Origin of the sequence: Paenalicyclobacillus ferrooxydans (genome assembly GCF_001399675.1) — a bacterium.
GTDB classification, from domain to species: domain Bacteria; phylum Bacillota; class Bacilli; order Alicyclobacillales; family Alicyclobacillaceae; genus Alicyclobacillus_B; species Alicyclobacillus_B ferrooxydans.
On the sequence record NZ_LJCO01000077.1, the window covers coordinates 59362 to 78477 of the forward strand.

Below are 19116 nucleotides of genomic sequence, written 5' to 3' on the forward strand. Positions count from 1 at the left end.
GACAGGCTCCGCAAAATTGATCTGATCTAATTCGCGCTGGGACCAGTCGACTACCAGCAGACATGGTCGGCATCATCTCCCGGCCGAACCATTGAACGATTAACTGCTGGCATCGACGGACTGGAGGCCTCCACGGTCGACGGCTAGCATCAGCCGACGCCCCCGCTTACAGGGCCAACAGCAGCTCTGGATTCTCGAGATACTCTTTGAACCGAACCATGAAGCGACCAGCCGGTTCACCATCGATGATCCGATGATCGAAAGTCAACGAGAAACTCATCCGCTGCTGCGCGACGATGCTGTCGTCGTCCAACACCACGGCCCGCTTTGCGATGCTGTGGACGCCGAGAATGGCGACCTCCGGATGGTTGATGATCGGCGTCGCGAACCATCCCCCGTTGGCACCTGTACTCGTGATCGTGAAGGTGCTCCCCGTCAGTTCAGACAGCTCAAGCTTCCGCTCCCGCCCCCGCGCCGTGAGGTTCTCGAGCTCCCGTGCGATCTCGAACACCGACTTCTTGTCCGCGTCCCGGATTACAGGCACCAACAGGCCATCCGAGGTTGCCGTCGCGATCCCGATGTTCACAGCCCCCTTATACACAACCTCCATCGCCTCATCGTCGACGGATGCGTTAAAAATCGGGTACTCTCGCAGTACATGCGTGACTGCTTTGATGACGATCGGCAGGTAGGTCAGCTTGATCCCCCGTGCCTCGGCAAACGGCAACAGGCGTTGGCGGAGTTCTACCAGGCGGGTGGCATCGAGATCGTCCATGCCTGTCGTCTGCGGCGCGGTGTACATCGACTTGGTCATGTTTTGGTAGATCCGCTTGCGCAGGCCCCGAATGGGCTCTCGACGATCCGATGCCGCCACATGAGGCTCCCCCGACATTGATAGCGGCTGTGGCGACACCTGCGTTTGAGCCATGGCCGCGGACGGGCTGGCGGCTTGAGCAGGGGCCTGATCTGGGTTGGTGGCTTGGGCCGGAGTCAGGACCTGGGGCTGCACGGGGGCCGCCTCGGGCGACTGGGCAGGGTGCGATGGAGCCTGGCCGGTGGCCGGAGCCTGCTGCGATTGGGCTGGGCTGGCGGTTTGTTGGGCGGCGGGACCTGCGAGCGCCTGAGATCCTGCAACCGAACCTGCCTTCAGGACCGTTGGTGCCGCAGCGGCAGGCAGACTTGCGGACTCCGAGTGCTGCACAAGCAGTTTCGCCGCCCGTTCGACGTCAGCACGCGTCACGCGCCCGGAGGGGTCAGACGGGACGATGGCGTTGAGTTGTACACCGAGATCGTGGGCCAACTTCCGAACGGCTGGGGCTGCGAGAACCTTGCGGGCCGGTCCGGCCTGAGCTGGCGCTGGAGCTGGCGCTGGAGCTGCGGCTGCGGCTGCGGCTGGGGTTGGGGTTGGGGTTGGGGTTGGGGTTGGGGTTGGGGCTGCGTCTGGGTTCGCTACGGTCGTCTGCGGCTCCAGGGCCATAGTGGAAGTTGCGGTTTCTAATCGCATCTGATGTGCAGAGGCACCTTGATCGGTACTCGCCATCGCCTGCGAGACGGTATCGACCGCGATCAACACGTCACCAACCTTGATGGTCTCACCAACTTGGCCGCCCAAGGACACCACCCTGCCCCCAACAGGTGAGGCAATCTCAACTGCTGCTTTGTCTGTTTGAACCTCCACGACCGGTTGATCTGCCTGAATGTCCTCCCCGACCTTGACAAACCACTGGAGCACTTCTGCTTCATGCAATCCTTCGCCAATGTCTGGGAGTCGGAATTCATACGCCATAAGAAAAACCTCCAGATGTAGTCATGCATACCGGGTTTGACGCCAGTTATGCTATCGAGACAAGTCTCACGACCGAATTCTGATACGATTTGGACGGCCGGTGGTAAACGGAACGTGCCAGTCACTGGTCACTCACTGGTCACTCACTGGTCAACCAGAGTCACCCAGAGTCACCCAGCGTGACAGCGAACAAAACTTCCCTTATCAGCTGATTTCAGGTGGGCGCCCTTTCATTAAGGAACAAAAAGTCGCCTAATCCCCCATTCCAGCCTGTTGGTCCACTGAAAAGGGGTTACAAGGGAACTTTGTTCCCTTGTTTCCACATTCATCTTTAAAAAAACGGGTATAGCGGAAATTTTGTGCCTTATTCGAGGCCCGGGGCTCGAAGCCCGAGGCCCCCACCACACGCCACGCGGGCTTGGCCGACTCGGCTGGCTCCACACATGGCTCCACACATGGCTCCACACCTCGCCCCACACCCAGTCTTACGCGTAGCTCATGATCTCCTGGATGGCCCCCGCAATCCTGGTCGCGTTCGGCAGCCAGTCATCCTCGACGGCACCAACCGGGTACGGCGTGTCGTAGCCTGCTACTCGGAGCACGGGTGCTTCCAGCGAGAACAGAGCCTGTTCGCTAATCAGCGCTGAGATTTCAGCGCCAACACCGCCTCCCTTGACCGCTTCATGCACAATCAAGGCGCGGCCCGTTTTGCTGACCGACGCTAGAATCGTCTCGACGTCCAACGGTACAATCGTCCGCAGATCGATGACCTCGATAGATACCCCGTGCTCCGCGGCGAATTTCTGTGCCACGCCGACAGACAGCGGCACTGTTGGCCCCCAGGTAATGAGTGTGAGGTCAGTCCCTTCCACAACCACATTCGCTTTTCCAATTTCGACGGTGTAATCCCCCTCAGGCACCTCATCCTTGCGATACCGGTAGAGTTTCATCGGTTCGAAGTAGAGGACCGGATCGGGATCGCGAATAGCAGCAAGCAACAACCCCTTCGCATCATAGGGGTTACTCGGCATCACAACCTTGAGGCCTGGTGAGTGAAGGAAGATTCCTTCGAGACTGTCAGAGTGCAGTTCCGGCGTACGAACTCCACCGCCGTAAGGTGCGCGGACGACCATCGGCAAGGTGACCGTGCCAGCGGATCGAAAACGCATGCGGGCCGCTTGGGATGCCAGCTGGTCCATCGCTTCATAGATAAAGCCGAGGAACTGGATCTCGGCGACCGGCCGCAATCCACGCGCTGCCATGCCCACGGCGGCGCCAATGATGGCCGATTCCGCCAGCGGTGTGTCCACAACACGGCGTTCTCCGAATGCGGCCTGCAACCCGTCGGTCGCGCGGAACACACCGCCTGCCCTGCCGACATCCTCGCCAAACACGATGACTCGTTCGTCGCGGGCCATCTCCATCTTGAGTGCATCGTTGATCGCTTCAATGATGTTCATCATCGCCATGGCTGATCACTCCCCCTTGCCTTGCGGTCCCGATTGTGTAGGCGTTCCATGAGGAGCTGCCTGCGGTGCGGCCCCATTACCTGGTGCCGGCTGGCTGGTAGGTGCTGCCCCAGGTCCGCCCGTCACACCCGTTGCTCCCGTTGCTCCCGTTGCTCCCGTTGCTCCCGTTGCTCCCACGCCACCCATTGCGCCCCCTGCAGCCCCTGCAGCCATCTGGGCTTTTGCGGCCAACACCTGGGACACTTCTGCCTGTTGCTTCTCCAAGTGCGGTGGCGTCGGTGCGTAGACCAAATCGAATATCTCCACCAGAGAGCCCTTCGCCTCCGCCTCCGCGGCATCGACGGCGTCCGCAATTTTGGCAGCCGCTGACTCCCGAATGGCGGCATCTTTTGCATCGTCCAGCAAGCCCCGGTCCGTCAGGAAACGTGCGAATCGCGTAATCGGATCGCGCTCCATCCACACCTGTACATCGTCAGGGGTGCGATAGCGGGTTGGATCATCCGAGGTGGTATGCGGTCCATGGCGATACGTAACAGCTTCAATTAACACCGGGCCCGATCCGCTGCGCGCATGCTGCACCGCCTCCTGCATCACGCTGTAGACGCCAAGGATGTCGTTGCCGTCCACCTGAATGCCTGGAATGTCGTAAGCCACCGCTTTTTGTGCAAGCGTACGGCTGGCAGCCTGACGATTTCGAGGGACGCTGATGGCCCACTGGTTGTTTTGAACGAAGAAGATGGCCGGGAGTTTGAACACCGACGCGAAGTTCATCGCTTCGTGGAAGTCTCCCTGGGAGGTCGCTCCGTCGCCGAGGTAGGCAACGCTCACCGATCCATCACCGAGATACTGCGACGCCCAAGCACTGCCCATGGCGTGCAACGTCTGCGCTGCGATGATGATCTGCACAGGAAACGAGTGCACCCCTTCCGGCACCGCTCCGCCCTGAACGCTGCCCATCGTGTAGAGGAGGCTCTGCTTAAGCGGCATCCCATGAACCCACACCACGGGCAGTTCACGGTAGCTCGGAAACACCCAGTCTGTCTTCTCCAAGGCGTAAGCGCTTGCGACCTGTGCAGCCTCTTGCCCGCTGAAAGGAGCATACGTGCCAATTCTGCCTTGGCGCTGTAAGCGTATAGCCCGCTCGTCGTACGTGCGGGCAAACACCATCCACTGGTACATGTCGAGCAACTGTTCGTCGGTCAGATTTGGCATTTCACCGTGTAACTGGCCGCTCTCGTCGAGGAGTTGGAACATCTCTACTGGCGGTTGGTTCTCAGGTCTGATCCACATGACGCTGCCTCCCACTGAAGTTTCGATAGCTATCAAATATTCTAAAATTTATGCTATCACAGGTTGGTAGTGGAATGAATGCAGATTCGCCGGCAGCCGGGGTGGGTGCGTGAAATTTTGCGAGTGGGATGTGGCGGAGTCGCGTTGACCAGGGGGATTCGGGCTCCGGGGGTGCGGACTTCATGGTTGCTTGCGGTGGCTGGCGAGGGGTGTGCCTGCCGAGGGGGTGTGCCTGCCGAGGGGGTGTGCCTGCCGAGGGGGGTGCCTGGCGCGAGTGGGGTGGGCATCAGGGCTGGGAACCCACACGGCTGGACGTCTGCTTGCATAAGGGAAACCTTTTCCCCTATCCGCCACCTTTCTATCACGAAGGCGGAAACAGGGGACAAAATGTCCCCTGTTCACCAATTTGATATTCGAATGTGGGCGACCTCACAGCAAGCTTTGGATGATTAAAGGAACTCAGTTCCGCTAACACACGCAGCGCAGCGAGCCCCGGGTGGCCTAGCGGAACTCAGTTCCGCTAACGCACGCAGCACAGCGAACTCCGGGTGTCCTAGCGGAACTCAGTTCCGCTAACGCGGGCAGCGCAGCGAGCCCCAGGTATCCTAGCGGAACTCAGTTCCGCTAACGCACGCAGCGCAGCGAGCCCCGGGTATCCTAGCGGAACTCAGTTCCGCTAACGCACGCAGCACAGCGAACTCCGGGTGTCCTAACGGAACTCAGTTCCGCTAACACACGCAGCACAGCGAACTCCGGGTATCCTAGCGGAACTCAGTTCCGCTAACGCACGCAGCACAGCGAGCCCCGGGTATCCTAGCGGAACTCAGTTCCGCTAACGCACGCAGCACAGCGAGCCCCAGGTATCCTAGAGGAACTCAGTTCCGCTAACGCACGCAGCACAGCGAGCCCCGGGTATCCTAGCGGAACTCAGTTCCGCTAACGCACGCAGCACAGCGAGCCCCAGGTATCCTAGCGGAACTCAGTTCCGCTAACGCACGCAGCGCAGCGAGCCCCGGGTGTCCTAACGGAACTCAGTTCCGCTAACGCGGGCCTCACAGCGAGCCCCGGGTATCCTAGCGGAACTCAGTTCCGCTAACACACGCAGCACAGCGAGCCCCGGGTGTCCTAGCGGAACTCAGTTCCGCTAACGCACGCAGCGCAGCGAACCCTATGTGTCCTAGCGGAACTCAGTTCCGCTAACGCACGCAGCAAAGCAACCACCGCCCAATCTCCTGCCTTTCCAATCTACCAACCCGCAGCCCCCAAAAAACGTGCGATGTCTGCTTGTGCCCGTGCCCAGTCACGATGCGGATCCGGCACAATCAGCACAGGGAACGGAAGCTGTTTGCAGATGTCCATCTCGATAGACTGCCTCTGCTCGAGAAACTCAATCAGCCCATCCAATCCTGAGAGTCCGCGTGCGTGACCATATGCCTGATCCGTATGGTATGAGATGACAAACTCAAGCCACTCTTTCGGCCGCTCCGGTATAATCCGCTCCAGCGTCTCGCGCACATTGGTCGGATAGAGGTAGATGAGTACCGGCCGCAGCGGCAGGACTGTACGCGCGAGGCTCAGGACGTGATCCTGCAGTGCATCCGCCCCCGCGTTGTGCATCGCAATAAACGAGCACACCGGGTTTTGCAGGAAGCAACAGTCAAACACATAGCTCGTAGACATCGATTCTCGCTGCCAGCTGGCAAATCGATGCCAACTTGCCTGGAGTGTCTCTGCGTGTTTGGCCAGACTGATGCCGTCGTAGATGTCATACTTCGCGAGTGCATCAACCAACTCTGCTGGCATACGCTCACCCCCCATTTCCCGCTGTGCCTTGCGGTAGGGGATAAGCCACGTACACCCTTGGCGACTGTGGCTCGACACCGCTTCCGGCTCACCAGGTACCACCCGCACCTCAGGATCAGACCTCGCCGGATCATCCTGGCCCATCTTTTCACCCGACTGCGGTGCTGTCTCAGCCAAGCTCCATAGGGTTTCAGCGTACTCAGGGTACGCCCGACATATGGCCTCCAACTCATGCTCGTCCACAACAGCCACACCGTCGTAGTCCGCCGGGTGTTCGAGGTTCCCTTCCAGGTACACCTTCGTCTGCAACCCCATCCTCTGCAGCGTCTCGCCCACAAACTGAGCCGTCGTCGTCTTACCGGCCCCCATAATCCCCTCTATCAACAGCAATCCGGGTCCGTTCCTCGTTTCATTCCGCTCTTGCGATCCCGCTGTCATCCACCGACTCCCCAATCATGAGCGTTACTCCCCTGCCGCAACCGCATTCCATTTGCCAACGCCGCCTTCTACCCTTTGCCCCCCACCTTCTACCCTGGCCAGCAACTCCCCTACTGCAGGAATTCCTTCACTTCCTTATCGATCACAAAGTCAATCAGATACGGCCGCCGCTTCGCAAGCGCCTGCTCCAGAGCCGGTCTCACATCCTCCGGATTCTCCACTCGTACTGCCTCCACGCCAAACGCATTCGCGCAGGTCACGAAATCGATCTCCGGGCCCACAAGGTCCATACCAGGATACACTCCGGCCGCACGGGCTGGCCCATTCAGTCTTCGCAGCCCACCCTTGAGAATCATGTAGCTCGTATTGTTCACAATCAGGTAGACCACTGGCAGGTTGTATTTCGACGCGTTCCACAGTGCCTGGATGACATAGAGCGCCGATCCGTCCCCAATCACCGCCACGACCCGCTCATCCGGCCTCGCCAGCTGTGCACCGAGCGCTGCCGGCATCCCGTAGCCTAATCCCCCGCCTTTGAGCGCGATCACGCTGTCTACCCTGTCAATCTTCAGATACCCGTGTACATACCGGCCTGTCGTGACCGACTCATCGACCAGAAAGGTGTGGTCATCCCACAGCTCGTTCAACTCCGCCATGATGTGAGCCGGAGACAGCGGCTTCTGCGTCCTGCCCGCTTCCCGCTCCTCGCGCAGTTTATCCGCCCTCGCCTTTTGCCGATCCGCTATCTCCGCCAACCGCCGCTCGCGGCGCTGAAAAAACTCCGCCGCTCCCGCGTTTTTCACCGCTTCCGCCAACTGAGCAGCAATCTTCCGAATATCCCCAAGCAGTGCAACATCCACGTGGTTGTTCTTCCCGATCTCCCACGCATTACAGTCCACGTGAATGACGCGGGTGTGGGGTGGGATGACCGGATCGGCAAAGTATAAAAGCGGAGCTTGGCTCGTCACGCCCACGAACATCACCACATCTGCATCCGCCAAAATCCGCTGCAGATACGGGCCATTTGGCAGACCACGGCCGAAAAACTGCGGATGCGTATATGGAAACGACAACGCTGCTCCCTGATGCTCGCTGTATACCTCGCAGCCAATCACCTCTGCCAACTGCACCATCTCACCCACAGCGCCTGCCTGAGCCACGCCGTCACCCACAATCAAAACTGGATGCGCCGCCTCCACGAGCGTGCGCGCTGCCTCACCAACAGCGGCTTCACCTGGCGATCCGCTCACCTCAATCACCGTAAGCGGCATCGGCCCGCGCGAGGTTTCCGCCATCATGACATCCGAAGGCAAGGACAAAAACACCGGACCCATCGGCGGCGTCAAGGCAACCTTAAAAGCGCGCTGTACAGCCATCCCAATCTCATCCGGATGCCGAATCTCATACGCCCACTTGGTGAATGGTTTGGCAAGGGAAACGAGATCGCCAACGAGAGCCGGTTCCTGAAGCGCCAAGCGGCTGTCGTGCTGCCCTGCCGTCAGAACCAGCGGCACATGTGCACGCCAGGCATCGTACAGGTTTCCCAGTCCGTGGGCCAGCCCCGGCGTGATATGCAGGTTCACTACACCCGCCTTGCCTGACGCCTGCGCATACCCCGCCGCCATCCCAACCGCCACATCTTCATGTAAGGCAAGGATGTACTCAATGTCCGGATAGTTTACCAGGCCGTCCATGAGCGGCAGCTCTGTTGTACCCGGATTCCCAAACAGATACTCCACGCCGTAGGTCCGAAACGCCTCAAGAACGCAGTCCCTTCCAAGCATATACGAACACCTCGCCAGTCCATTTTTAGTCCGTGCGATCCCGATTGAATCCACCGTTCACCATGCATGAATTCCACCGTCACCCGTCACCCATCCGTAGTCCGTAGTCCGTAGTCCGTAGTCCGTAGTCCGTAGTCCGTAGTCCGTAAACAATCCGTGATTCTTATGCCCTTCACCATTTATTTTATCGAAAATTCGGACACACAGGGATGCAGCCGATGCAAAAAAAAGAGCCTCCACGCGGGAGACTCGCTGTATCTGTAAACCGCATCAATTCACTCTGAAAGCAGAAACATGTCCACTCAATTCTTCGGCCAGTTGAGCCAACGACTGCGAGGAAGATGCCGTTTCCTCAATACCTGCTGCTGATTGTTCTGCCGTTGCAGCGATCGTTTCAATCGAACGCAACACTTCCGAAGCCTGCGCAGATTGTTCCTCACTAGCTGCTGCAATCTCTGTGACTTTATCCGCGGAAGCAGCCACCATGGAAGCAATATTCACAAATGCGTCACCGCTCTGTCTTGTCGACTCAGCACCCTCATGAACAGCCTGAACGCTCTTTTCTGTGTTCGCCTGCATGGTCTTGATGATTGCTGTGATTTGCTTGGTGGCTTCACTACTTCGTTCCGCCAGCTTACGCACTTCGTCAGCCACGACGGCAAAGCCGCGGCCCTGATCTCCCGCGCGCGCAGCCTCAATCGCTGCATTCAGGGCTAGCAAATTCGTCTGGTCTGCAATATCTTCAATTACCTCAACAATCTGACCGACGCGATTGGAATCTTCACTTAGCCGAGCAATTTGTTGGCTGACGATATTCATTCCTGCTACAGATTTCTGCACAATATCTTCGCCCGAGCGCGCCAAGCCCACGGTTTGAGACGACAATTCAGCTGCATGTTCCGCATGTTCAGAAACGGAATGGATGGCTGTTGACAGTTCTTTGAACAGCTGATTAACGGTCTCAGCGGATTGTGCTTGAGCGGTACTCCCTGCAGCCATCTGTTCAGTGGCCGCGGAGATCTCTTGCGAAGCCGCTGAAACATTCTCCGCTGCCGCAAGAACATTAGATATCATGTCACGCAGTTTTAGAACCATATTGTTTGTAGATTCAGATAGCGTTCCCACTTCGTCACTCGATGTAATCTCTAGCAGTTCGACAGCAAGGTTCCCGTCTGCAACCCTGCCCACCTGCTCTGCCACGCGCTTAATCGCCCTTGACAAGCGGTTCGAGAATAGGATTAACAAAATAAGTCCCAAAACTAACGCAATGCCAAGGGTGATAATCAAATTAATGAGAATACTGGTTGCACCGCTGTTAAAATCACTTGCGTATGAACCAACAGCGACAATCCATCCCCAAGCCGGCGCCTCATCCGAATAGACGATTTTTTCCTGAAGCTGATTTGGATGCCCGGGTAGCGGCCAAATATAATTGGTGTACCCTCCGCCATTTTCTGCTGCTTTAATAATGTCCTGAACCATATGAGTCCCGTTCTTGTCTTTGGCATTCCATAAATTTTTTCCTTCAGGAGCGGTGGGGTTGGCCAACACGTTGCCCTTTGTATCATAGATGAAGAAGTATCCACGATTGTTGCCGATATCATATTTGGGGTTAATGGGACGGAGTCCAGTAGATTGCGTCGGTCCTAAAGCGATCTGTTTTACTTGTTCCTGTGCCTGAGCAAGAGACATGTTTCCCGCCTGAACTTGTGCATTAAAGCTGCCAATCGTCGCATTTAGCAGCTCAACATCATTTTTTAATGCAATTTTGCTGCTCTGATTCAATTGACTTTTGGCATCTACATAAGAGACAAGACCAATGACTACACTTGGAACAATTAAAAGCACAAGTGAAATGGATATTAACTTCATGCGAACTGATGAATTGAGTCCTAATCCCCTTAATCTAAGCCTGAACATTTTTGCCAACACGTTCACCTCTGCCCGTTTCTGCTTCTACACCATCGTAGATCAGTTGTGACTACCACCAATGTTCCGGCTCCAAGGGCCGCCCAGGATCCCTCCCCCTTCAATACGTTTTTCAATTGCGGAAGGAGAGCTGAACATAAAAAAGCGCCCCTTCCATGAACACGGGACGTCTCTGCTAAGAAGATAGCAACCAGGCCGTCATAGGCTTGTGCCCGTAGATCCGTGGCTTTGCGACGTAGAGTTTCCTCGTACTGTGCCCGTATTCTTCGATGCAAACAGGTATGTAATATATGACAAAATATACTATGATTCGACATTACCAGGAAATCAACAGGAAATTTATGATAAATGCGCTACTTGCCTTTACTCTGAATGACTGACATCGCAAGGTCGATCCGCTCCCGCAACACCTCCGCCGAATGCCGCAGCAGGGAGATTTCGTCGTCGTTTGGATCGAGATCGACAACACGTTCCACACCGAACCGCCCGACCACAGAAGGCACACCGAGGTATACATCCTGGATGCCATGGTAGTCTTGCAGATACGTCGATACGTTCAAGACCGCATGTTCGTCACCGAGGATGGCCGCACAGATCCTGTCCAGCGCCAGGCCAATCGCGTAATAGGTCGCGCCTTTCGCGGCGATAATCTGATACGCCGCATCTCGAGTCTCTGCAAATAGTTCGGCCCTCCGTTCTGGAGACAGCTCCACTGGCACCCCCGCAATGTTCGCCCGACTCCAAATTGGCAACTCCGTATCGCCATGCTCACCGATGACATGCGCGTGAACGCTGCGCGGGTCGACCCCGTATTCTCGGCCAATCAGGTAGCGGAACCTTGCACTGTCCAGTAATGTGCCCGATCCGATGACCCGCTCCCTCTGCCACCCGCACAGCTTCCACGTGACATAAGAAAGCACATCTACCGGGTTTGTGGCAATAAGCAGGATCCCGTCGTGATTGTACTTCGTCACGTTGGTGATGATGTCCGCAAAGACGGCGACGTTACGCACAAGCAGGTCTTGCCTGGACTCTCCCGGCCGCTGAGCAGCCCCCGCCGTCACAATGATGATATCGGCCCCCCGGCAGTCTTCATACGTACCCGCCCAGATGTTCGCACTGTGAGTGAAGGGAATCCCGTGGTTCATATCCAGCGCGTCGCCGAGCGCCTTGTCTGCTCTCGCGTCAATCAAAACCAACTCGTTCATCCTCTCCCGAAGCATCAACGTGTACGCAGTCGTTGCACCGACTGCACCGCTGCCAATCACAACGATCTTCCGGTTTCCCGCATGCCCCATCCCCGAACCATCCCTTCGGTGCTACTTTTGCAGAATATTCTACACAACAGGCGCAGCTTTATACAGGGGCGAAGCCATTCGTCCCTGTACTGCTGAAGTTACGCCGCAGCAGCTACGATGGCGTCGCCGGTTGAGGTTATACCAGCGCCAGTACGTCGGCGACTTCAATTGCAGCTATACCATCGCAGGTACTTTTGCGTCTCCCTTCACGACCAACACCGGCACCTGTGAGGTGTAAAGTACGCCGTGGCTGACGCTGCCCGTGAGAAGCGGATCGGGCTGACCCACTCCTCGTCCGCCAAGCACGATCAAATCAGCGCCGCGTTCCTTCGCTTCCATTGAGATGACAAGAGCCGGTTCTCCGTAAACATGTTTGCAGGATACCCGCCCTTCAAACTCGCGGAACCACTGGTGCTTTGCCATATCTTCAATTTCCTTAAATGTACCCTGTTCAACGCTCAAACTCTCCAGGGATTCAGGCTCATAGCCATTCAGTTGACGGGTTACATAGAGAACCATGAGTGTCGCGTTGGGCCACGACTCTAACAGATGCCGTACGACGTCTTTGGCTCGCTCGGCAGATACAGATGCGTCGGTTGCAAACAAGATGCGGTTCATATGGCATACGTCCCCTTTCGAGTACGTCTCTCTCGAGACTATCGACAATGCATGAGTTTTCGTGCGTACTCATCATGCGTTACTCATCATGCGTTACTCATCATGCGTTACTCATCGTGCGTACTCATTATGAGTCCACATCCGCTGCACGTGGAGGGCCGTACGAAGGATTATAACCACCCATCTGGACTAGTACGAAGTAGACATAAAAACGGTCTTCGGGTGCTATTTCATATCGAAGAGAAAACGGAGATAATAAACTCAAGCAAAACGAAAGAAGACGATTCCAATGGGCCAGAAACAGTAAGTCCGAGCAGGGGGTGCAATGCTCTTTGCTCGATGAACGAAACGTTACGGTCATGTTGGCAGACTTCTTGGGAAGGTAATCTATTCCGAAGTACAGTTCCTTGATTGAAGGAACGCGAACAAACTTGGTGACACAGAAAAGGCCAGAGGTGCCCGCCTCTCCGACCAGTGCTGACGACCGTGTCAGGCATGGCGATAGCTGCAACCAATAAGTAAGAATCGGTTCGCTCAACCAGATGGCTCTGCAGTGAAGTTCAATTAGGTATCAGAGTCTGGGAAAGAACGAGTGGGTCCCAGATGATGAATCGGAGATCCTGCGGCGGGATCCATCAACAACTTAATGTTGATATATACGGGGAGGCTGGCACCCGTGTCCTTTTCCCACCAACCGGGCATTCAAATGTCCGGTCCTTTTTTTGTTTTGGCACCTATGTTTTTTGACTGCGGACTGCGGACTGCGGACTGCGGACTGCGGACTGCGGACTGCGGACTGCGGACTGCGGACTGCGAACTGCGAACTGCGAACTGCGAACTGCGAACTGCGAACTGCGGACGTTCCGGGGCCAAGTCCTCTAGTGTCCCGGTTCCAGTGTCTCTATCCGCAACGTCAGGCTGCTAAAACATAGGCAGTCCCAGCAGCTCACTGCACAAATAGACCCTGCTCTTGGCCATCGCCTCGATGGAGATTGCTCGGTGGAGGCTGACCAGCAGGGTAACATCAATATCTGTCAGACACGACCGTACAGGTCTACCTCAGCACCAGAATCTCCTTCGTCCAAGACACGTTCATCCAGGGCTTGCAGGATCCGTTCACGGACATCCACCAACTCTGCGTGCAGCGACTGCAGGTCGTGAAGCTGCTTTTCGACTTCACGGATTTTACGGTTACCTCGGTTCAACACATCCTCGAGATGAATGACGTTGGTCGGATCCGTGTCATACAACTCCAGTAACTCACGAATTTCTTCCAATCCAAACCCGAGTCGACGTGAGCGAAGAATCAAGTCAATACGGGCCCGATCCGCTTCTGCATATAGCCTCTGCGTACCCCGGCGTCTTGGATGAAGGAGTCCAATCTCCTCATAGTAGCGCAGGGTCCGGGTGGTGATTTGAAACAGATCAGTCAACTCGGAAATGGTGTACAAATGACGCAAAGAATAACCTCCTCCCAGTTTTTCTCCAACAGAGATCGTGAACCCCAAACTTTTCTGCGTGCATTGAATATACAGAATTCTAACGTTGGCGTCAACACAAAGGACAAGCTTTTGGAAACGTTTTCAAAAATTCTTTAAACATGCGCCCAGCCCCGGATCATCGGGAAAAGGGGGCCTGAATAAGCACTATCGTTCACGTTTTCCATGTTGCTCTCCCTGAAGTAGTATACTGTATGGGTTGCATAGAAAAGGTACGATTGTGAGGATGTTGAACCATGACCATACAAAATGTCCGAGCAAAGGACGATACTCTACAGGTTCATTTACAATTCCCACGCGGCCGTTTTGACAAATTGCTGCCGATGGAGACCGTCCCTATCGCGTTCGACTCTTCGTTCGATCTGTTCTGCCATTTCGATAGAACGGGCCGATTTGTGCGCGCAACGGGCCGTGATCTCACCATCCGGCGCGGTCTGGATAATCGCCTGCTTCTGATTGCTATCGATATCACCCATCGTGAAGACCTAAAGTGGTTTGGACGCCGCCGTACATATCATGATTTTTCCAAAGACCAGAAAAACGCCTTCTACCGCACCGTCTATGAAGCGGCTTTAGCTGCCTTGTCTTACTCTGACAGCACGCCAGATTGTCCCGAATCCGATGCCGCGCGCTTTGCAAACTCCCGCGAGTCTCTTGCCTCCCGAGGCGATGCCCTGCGCTGGACTGAGCTCCTTCAGCAGTGGACGCCGGAGGCCCTGGCTGCAGACGAGGCAGCATTTCAGAGGACCTATAAACCCATCAGCATCCTGCCACCCGATCAGTACAAGACCCTGGTCGTTCAGGTTGCCGAAGGGTGTTCCTATAACCGTTGTCTGTTTTGCGATTTCTACCGTGACCGGCGATTTCACGTGAAAACCCCCGCCGAGCTGGAACAACATCTAGGTGCGATTCAATCCTTTTTTGGCCCTCGCCTACAGGACAGGACGGGCGTGTTTCTCGGTGACGGCAATGCACTGGTCGTTTCAGCGGATCGTCTGCTGGTGGCGATAAAGCAGATTCGCGAGTCGCTGGGTCCCTTAGCTGCATCATTTGCCACGTTCATGGACACCTTCAATCTGGACAAGAAGTCCATCGAGGCCCTGTACACCTTGCGAGAAGCTGGCATTGACACGGTCTACGTGGGACTCGAATCCGGTTACGATCCGCTGCGGGAGTTCCTCAAAAAGCCCGGCCCTGGCAGCGAAGCACTGGCTGCCATTCGGACCCTGAAACAGGCTGGTTTCACCGTCGGTCCGATTGTGATGGTCGGCGTGGGAGACAGAAGGTATGCGGACGAACACTTTTCACACACCGTTCAGTTGCTCAAAGCGGCCGAGCTGACTCGGGTCGATAAGGTCTTTCTCTCACCATTTGTGCTGCCATCTCACGGAGAGTACATCGGGGCAGCTGAGCACGACGACATTATCCCGTACACAGAGGATGAGATTGAGCGAGAGATGATGCGCTGGAAATCAGCGCTGAATCAGGCGACCGCGGCCAAAGTCACCGGCTACTACGTGCGCGAGCACATTTACTGAGAGACAATCACAGAACTGTCTTTTGCATAAAGGGGGAACACCATTGTCTCGACTCAACACCGTACCCGCCGTGACTGATTTTGTTCAGAAGCGACGCAACCTTGTTCTGATTACTGTTGCCTTGGGGATTCTCTTAAACCCTCTGAACTCTTCGATGATCTCGGTTGCTGTGGCACGCCTGCAACAGGTTTTTTCGCTCAGTTTTTCGCAAGTGTCATGGCTTATCTCTACCTATTATCTTGCGAGCGCCATCGCTCAGCCTGTGATGGGCAAGGTTGCAGACAGCGTCGGGCGAAAACGGGTGTTTATCATTGGATTGATCCTGGTCACCGTGACATCCGTAACCGCTCCGTTCGCCCCGACCTTCGCCTGGCTCATTGCACTTCGTCTCGTTCAGTCCATCGGCAGCGGCGCCCTCTTCCCCGCCGGAATGGCCATGGTGCGGCAGTGGGTGACCGAAAGGCAATCCCAAGCCATCGCTTTCCTTGGCATCTTCTCCTCCGGTGCGGCAGCGTTCGGGCCCTCCATCGGTGGGTTCGCGATGCATTTTGGGGACTGGCCGGCCCTTTTTATGATCAACCTCCCCATCATCCTGGTCGGCATCTTGATGGCCATTTTCCTTTTGCCGCCCGACAAGTTCGACAACTCCGCTGAAGCGAGATCGTCCGGGCTCAAGGCGTTGTTCGGTCAGCTTGATCTGCTTGGTATCGGCTTTTTCGCAGCAATGATCATTCTGGTTCTCGTCTTCCTCCTTTCCATCAGTCAGCATGCCATTTGGTGGACAGGCATTGTCGGGATACTTCTCCTGGCCGCCTTTGTCTGGCAGGAGCTCAGGGTAGCACGGCCGTTCATCGATCTGCGCATGTTCAAAGAAAACATGTCCTTCACCTGGGTGGAGATTCAGTTTGTGACGGTCAACATCATTTTTTATTGCATCTTCTTCGGCATCCCGGATTACCTGCAGGAAGCGCGTCACTTTGACGCCCAAGTCACGGGGCTGTTGATGCTTTGTATCGCGGGATCAAGTGTCATTGTGTCTCCGTTAACCGGGATGTGGGTGGAGAAATCGGGATCGCGCCCGCCTCTTTTGTTAGCCGGTTTGTGCCTCACCGTAGGTCCCATTCTGTTTTTGACGATCACGCTCCACTCCTCCATCTTGTGGATGTCCGTCGTCTTTTTCATCCTTGGGCTGAGCAACGGGCTCAACAATATCGGACTGCAAACAGCCTTGTTCGCCGCGTCGCCAGCAAAGATGATGGGCGTTGCCTCCGGACTGTTTATGATGGCTCGGTACATGGGTACGATTTTGTCGACTGTGTTTCTCGGCTTTGTCTTCTCAAGGGCCATTGGTACACCTGAACTGCACACCCTTGGAATCGCACTCGCTATCATGGGGTTGCTTGTGATTGCGATGAGCCTGCGACTCCCCAAAGGCCGACACGGGACAGCCTAGGTTGTGCGTTCGCCCACGGCAAATACCGCCCCACACCGAGTGCCCAGTGCATAAAATGCCAACCAAGAGCATGGAACGGATGCGTGGGGGACCTCTGCCTCAGCCGACTGAAACGACTGACAGCGTACTCCCCCACCAAATGCCGTACCGTCATGGGAGGCGAAGCAAATGGCTGACAATGAGAGGCAACAACCAGTGCGCCCGCAGACGCAGGTACCCGGTCAAGGTCCGATGCAAGCACCTATGCCAGGGCCCATCCAAGGACCCGCACCCGTACCCGGGCCAGGCATGATGCCGTGGGGTGCACCCGGTCCGGGCGGTCCAGTCGGTCCGTTGCCGCCCCAAGGTGGCCAACAGTTTCCTCAGGGAGGATCGCAACGAGGTCCGCAACCAGCAACCCCACTGCCGCCAGGCGGTTCGGAACAAGGTAGCCCACAGCAGATGCCACAACGTCCACAGCGGCGCCCAGGGTATATTGATCCAAATTGGAAACCGAATGGCTTGACCATGCACGACCGTCTGTTAGAGTTGGTCCAGCGCTACATGGACAGCACCCTGCAGGACGCAAGGGGTATTCAAGGCATGATGATGCGTGACGGCGCCAACCGGATGTACCCACGTATTGAAGCAACCATTCGCGGTATGTCAGAGGAGGAGCTGAAGAGCGAGATTGCTGCGATTCAGTCGCAAATGAGAAAGGTGCTCGGTGAAAAAGAGGCATCCGCGAAACAGCCCGCGAAAAAGCGGCGCAAGACACGCGTTCCAGCAAGAAAGCAGGTTCGAAGGTAGGACACTGAGTCAGGATGCGGAGGAATGTTTTTAGAAGGCAGGCTGAGCCTCGGCTCAGCCCCCGCACTATGGACAAGAAGTGATGGTCATACGCCAACAATCTGCCCGACGTTCTCGATGGTGTATTGTCACGGAAGGCGCCACCCCGATACAACTCATCACAATGGAGTTTCCGCGTGTATCAATGAAAGAACGTATTTGCGTTTCATTATACCCAACACCATCCATAAAACGGCAAAAATCCCCACGTTCAAAACAGCGAACAGGTTTCGAGGACTTTGCATCTAGGCCAGATTCATTTCATCTCCCAAACCATGCGCATTTATTGCAGATGGAGGGGCTTCCTCTGTGTTACGTCCCACGATGGTGATATGCAATTCTTGCGAGAGGTCTAATTCATACGGAGTTATTTTGTGCCCGTTATCGTTCAAAGCCAAGATTACAGGTCTTTGAAGGTTATGGGAGTTTGCCCGGGCTACTACCCCATATAAACCATTACTCAGTTGAACTGGCGTACCGTTCGGATAGATGTTGATGTGATTTAGAAAGAGTCGCACAAATTCAGGATCAAAGTGTGACCCAGACTGGGCAAACAAGTATTCCACGGCTTCATGGGGGAGCATGGCTGGGCGATAGACTCGGTTTGACGTGAGTGCATCGTACACATCGGGTATGGCTAGTATTCGGCCGAACTCATGAATCTCGGAGCCTCGAAGCTTTCGAGGATACCCCGTACCATCAAATTTCTCGTGATGCTGCAGGGCACAGTGCGCGGAGACAGAAGGAATATCGGGTTGTTTGATGAGCATTTCATATCCAAGTTCACAGTGCTTTTCAATCTCGGCCCGTTCTTCTTCCGTGAACTTACCGGGTTTGTTGAGAATGCCCTGGTTGACTTTAATCTTTCCGATGTCATGCAGCATTGCGCCAAGTCCAAATTTAAAGACCCGGTCGTTATTGAATCCCGCAGCCATGCCTAAAACACTAGCCATTGTGCCAACGTTCATGCAGTGTGTATACAAGTACGCATCGCTGGTATAAATTGCGCTTAAGTTTACGATGAAGCTGTGGTCGGACATCAATGATTGAAATAGTGTTTTGAAAATGTTTGTGAATTCGCGTCCGAGTTTCCCAGAATCTATCAGCTGTTGATTGCCTTTTGGATCTGCCAAACTGTCATATATGTTCTTGATCCTCGAGACGACCTCTTGTTGAACTTCAAGGCTGATGGTCTCCTCTATTTGGATATCATACGTATCGGAATCTTGAATGTAGACGTAGTTAAAGTTCATCAATTGAAGCCGACGAATATATCCTGAAGTTAAAACAACTCCAGATTGTAATAAGATACGTCCATCAGATCCAAGTATCGGTTTAGCCAACACACAGCCACTTTCCAAATTTCGAATGGACACCATCCTC

General features: G+C 55.4%; 13 protein-coding genes and 1 riboswitch. Of the genes, 3 read left to right on the forward strand and 10 right to left on the reverse strand.

What is annotated here, in order from left to right; translation table 11 throughout:
• Positions 1 to 166: 166 nt before the first annotated feature.
• The 9 genes from AN477_RS25535 to AN477_RS17640 all read right to left on the reverse strand — a co-directional run bounded on the left by AN477_RS25535 (position 167) and on the right by AN477_RS17640 (position 13875).
• Complete coding sequence (locus AN477_RS25535) at positions 167 to 1786, reverse strand: dihydrolipoamide acetyltransferase family protein (protein WP_054970482.1); 1620 nt, start codon at positions 1784 to 1786, stop codon at positions 167 to 169.
• A gap of 485 nt (positions 1787 to 2271) precedes the next feature.
• Positions 2272 to 3255 (reverse strand): alpha-ketoacid dehydrogenase subunit beta, encoded by a 984-nt coding sequence (locus AN477_RS17600; RefSeq protein WP_054970483.1) that lies wholly within the window; start codon positions 3253 to 3255, stop codon positions 2272 to 2274.
• Positions 3256 to 3261: 6 nt separating this feature from the next.
• A complete protein-coding gene (gene pdhA / locus AN477_RS17605) occupies positions 3262 to 4545 on the reverse strand; it encodes a pyruvate dehydrogenase (acetyl-transferring) E1 component subunit alpha (protein ID WP_083486406.1) in 1284 nt (427 codons plus the stop codon).
• 1245 nt (positions 4546 to 5790) lie between these two features.
• Positions 5791 to 6786 (reverse strand): P-loop NTPase family protein, encoded by a 996-nt coding sequence (locus AN477_RS17615; protein WP_054970485.1) that lies wholly within the window; start codon positions 6784 to 6786, stop codon positions 5791 to 5793.
• 110 nt (positions 6787 to 6896) lie between these two features.
• Positions 6897 to 8570 (reverse strand): thiamine pyrophosphate-binding protein, encoded by a 1674-nt coding sequence (locus AN477_RS17620; protein ID WP_054970486.1) that lies wholly within the window; start codon positions 8568 to 8570, stop codon positions 6897 to 6899.
• A gap of 270 nt (positions 8571 to 8840) precedes the next feature.
• Positions 8841 to 10490: a methyl-accepting chemotaxis protein gene (locus tag AN477_RS17625; protein ID WP_245631883.1), complete on the reverse strand. Its 1650-nt coding sequence runs from the start codon at positions 10488 to 10490 to the stop codon at positions 8841 to 8843.
• Positions 10491 to 10681: 191 nt separating this feature from the next.
• A riboswitch (cyclic di-GMP riboswitch) is annotated at positions 10682 to 10767 on the reverse strand.
• 85 nt (positions 10768 to 10852) lie between these two features.
• A complete protein-coding gene (locus tag AN477_RS17630; RefSeq protein ID WP_054970488.1) occupies positions 10853 to 11797 on the reverse strand; it encodes an L-lactate dehydrogenase in 945 nt (314 codons plus the stop codon).
• Positions 11798 to 11971: 174 nt separating this feature from the next.
• Entirely contained in the window at positions 11972 to 12415 is a 444-nt protein-coding gene (locus AN477_RS17635) for a universal stress protein (RefSeq protein ID WP_054970489.1), read from the reverse strand.
• Positions 12416 to 13449: 1034 nt separating this feature from the next.
• Positions 13450 to 13875 carry a MerR family transcriptional regulator gene (locus AN477_RS17640; RefSeq protein WP_083486408.1) on the reverse strand — a complete coding sequence of 142 codons (426 nt, stop codon included), beginning with the start codon at positions 13873 to 13875 and terminating at the stop codon, positions 13450 to 13452.
• A gap of 275 nt (positions 13876 to 14150) precedes the next feature.
• On the opposite strand from AN477_RS17640, the gene AN477_RS17645 reads away from it, so the two are divergent.
• The 3 genes from AN477_RS17645 (at position 14151) to AN477_RS17655 (ending at position 17694) form a co-directional block, all read left to right on the forward strand.
• The gene (locus AN477_RS17645; RefSeq protein WP_054970490.1) at positions 14151 to 15452 is read left to right on the forward strand and encodes a radical SAM protein; all 1302 of its coding nucleotides are present in this window, start codon (positions 14151 to 14153) and stop codon (positions 15450 to 15452) included.
• Between the two features lie 43 nt (positions 15453 to 15495).
• Positions 15496 to 16905, forward strand: coding sequence for an MFS transporter (locus tag AN477_RS17650; protein ID WP_245631879.1), 1410 nt, complete (start codon positions 15496 to 15498; stop codon positions 16903 to 16905).
• A 168-nt stretch (positions 16906 to 17073) separates the two neighbouring features.
• Positions 17074 to 17694: a hypothetical protein gene (locus AN477_RS17655; RefSeq protein ID WP_054970491.1), complete on the forward strand. Its 621-nt coding sequence runs from the start codon at positions 17074 to 17076 to the stop codon at positions 17692 to 17694.
• Positions 17695 to 17978: 284 nt separating this feature from the next.
• Here AN477_RS17655 and AN477_RS17660 read toward each other — a convergent pair whose 3' ends face one another.
• Positions 17979 to 19076 carry an HD-GYP domain-containing protein gene (locus tag AN477_RS17660; protein WP_169787921.1) on the reverse strand — a complete coding sequence of 366 codons (1098 nt, stop codon included), beginning with the start codon at positions 19074 to 19076 and terminating at the stop codon, positions 17979 to 17981.
• Positions 19077 to 19116 lie beyond the last annotated feature (40 nt).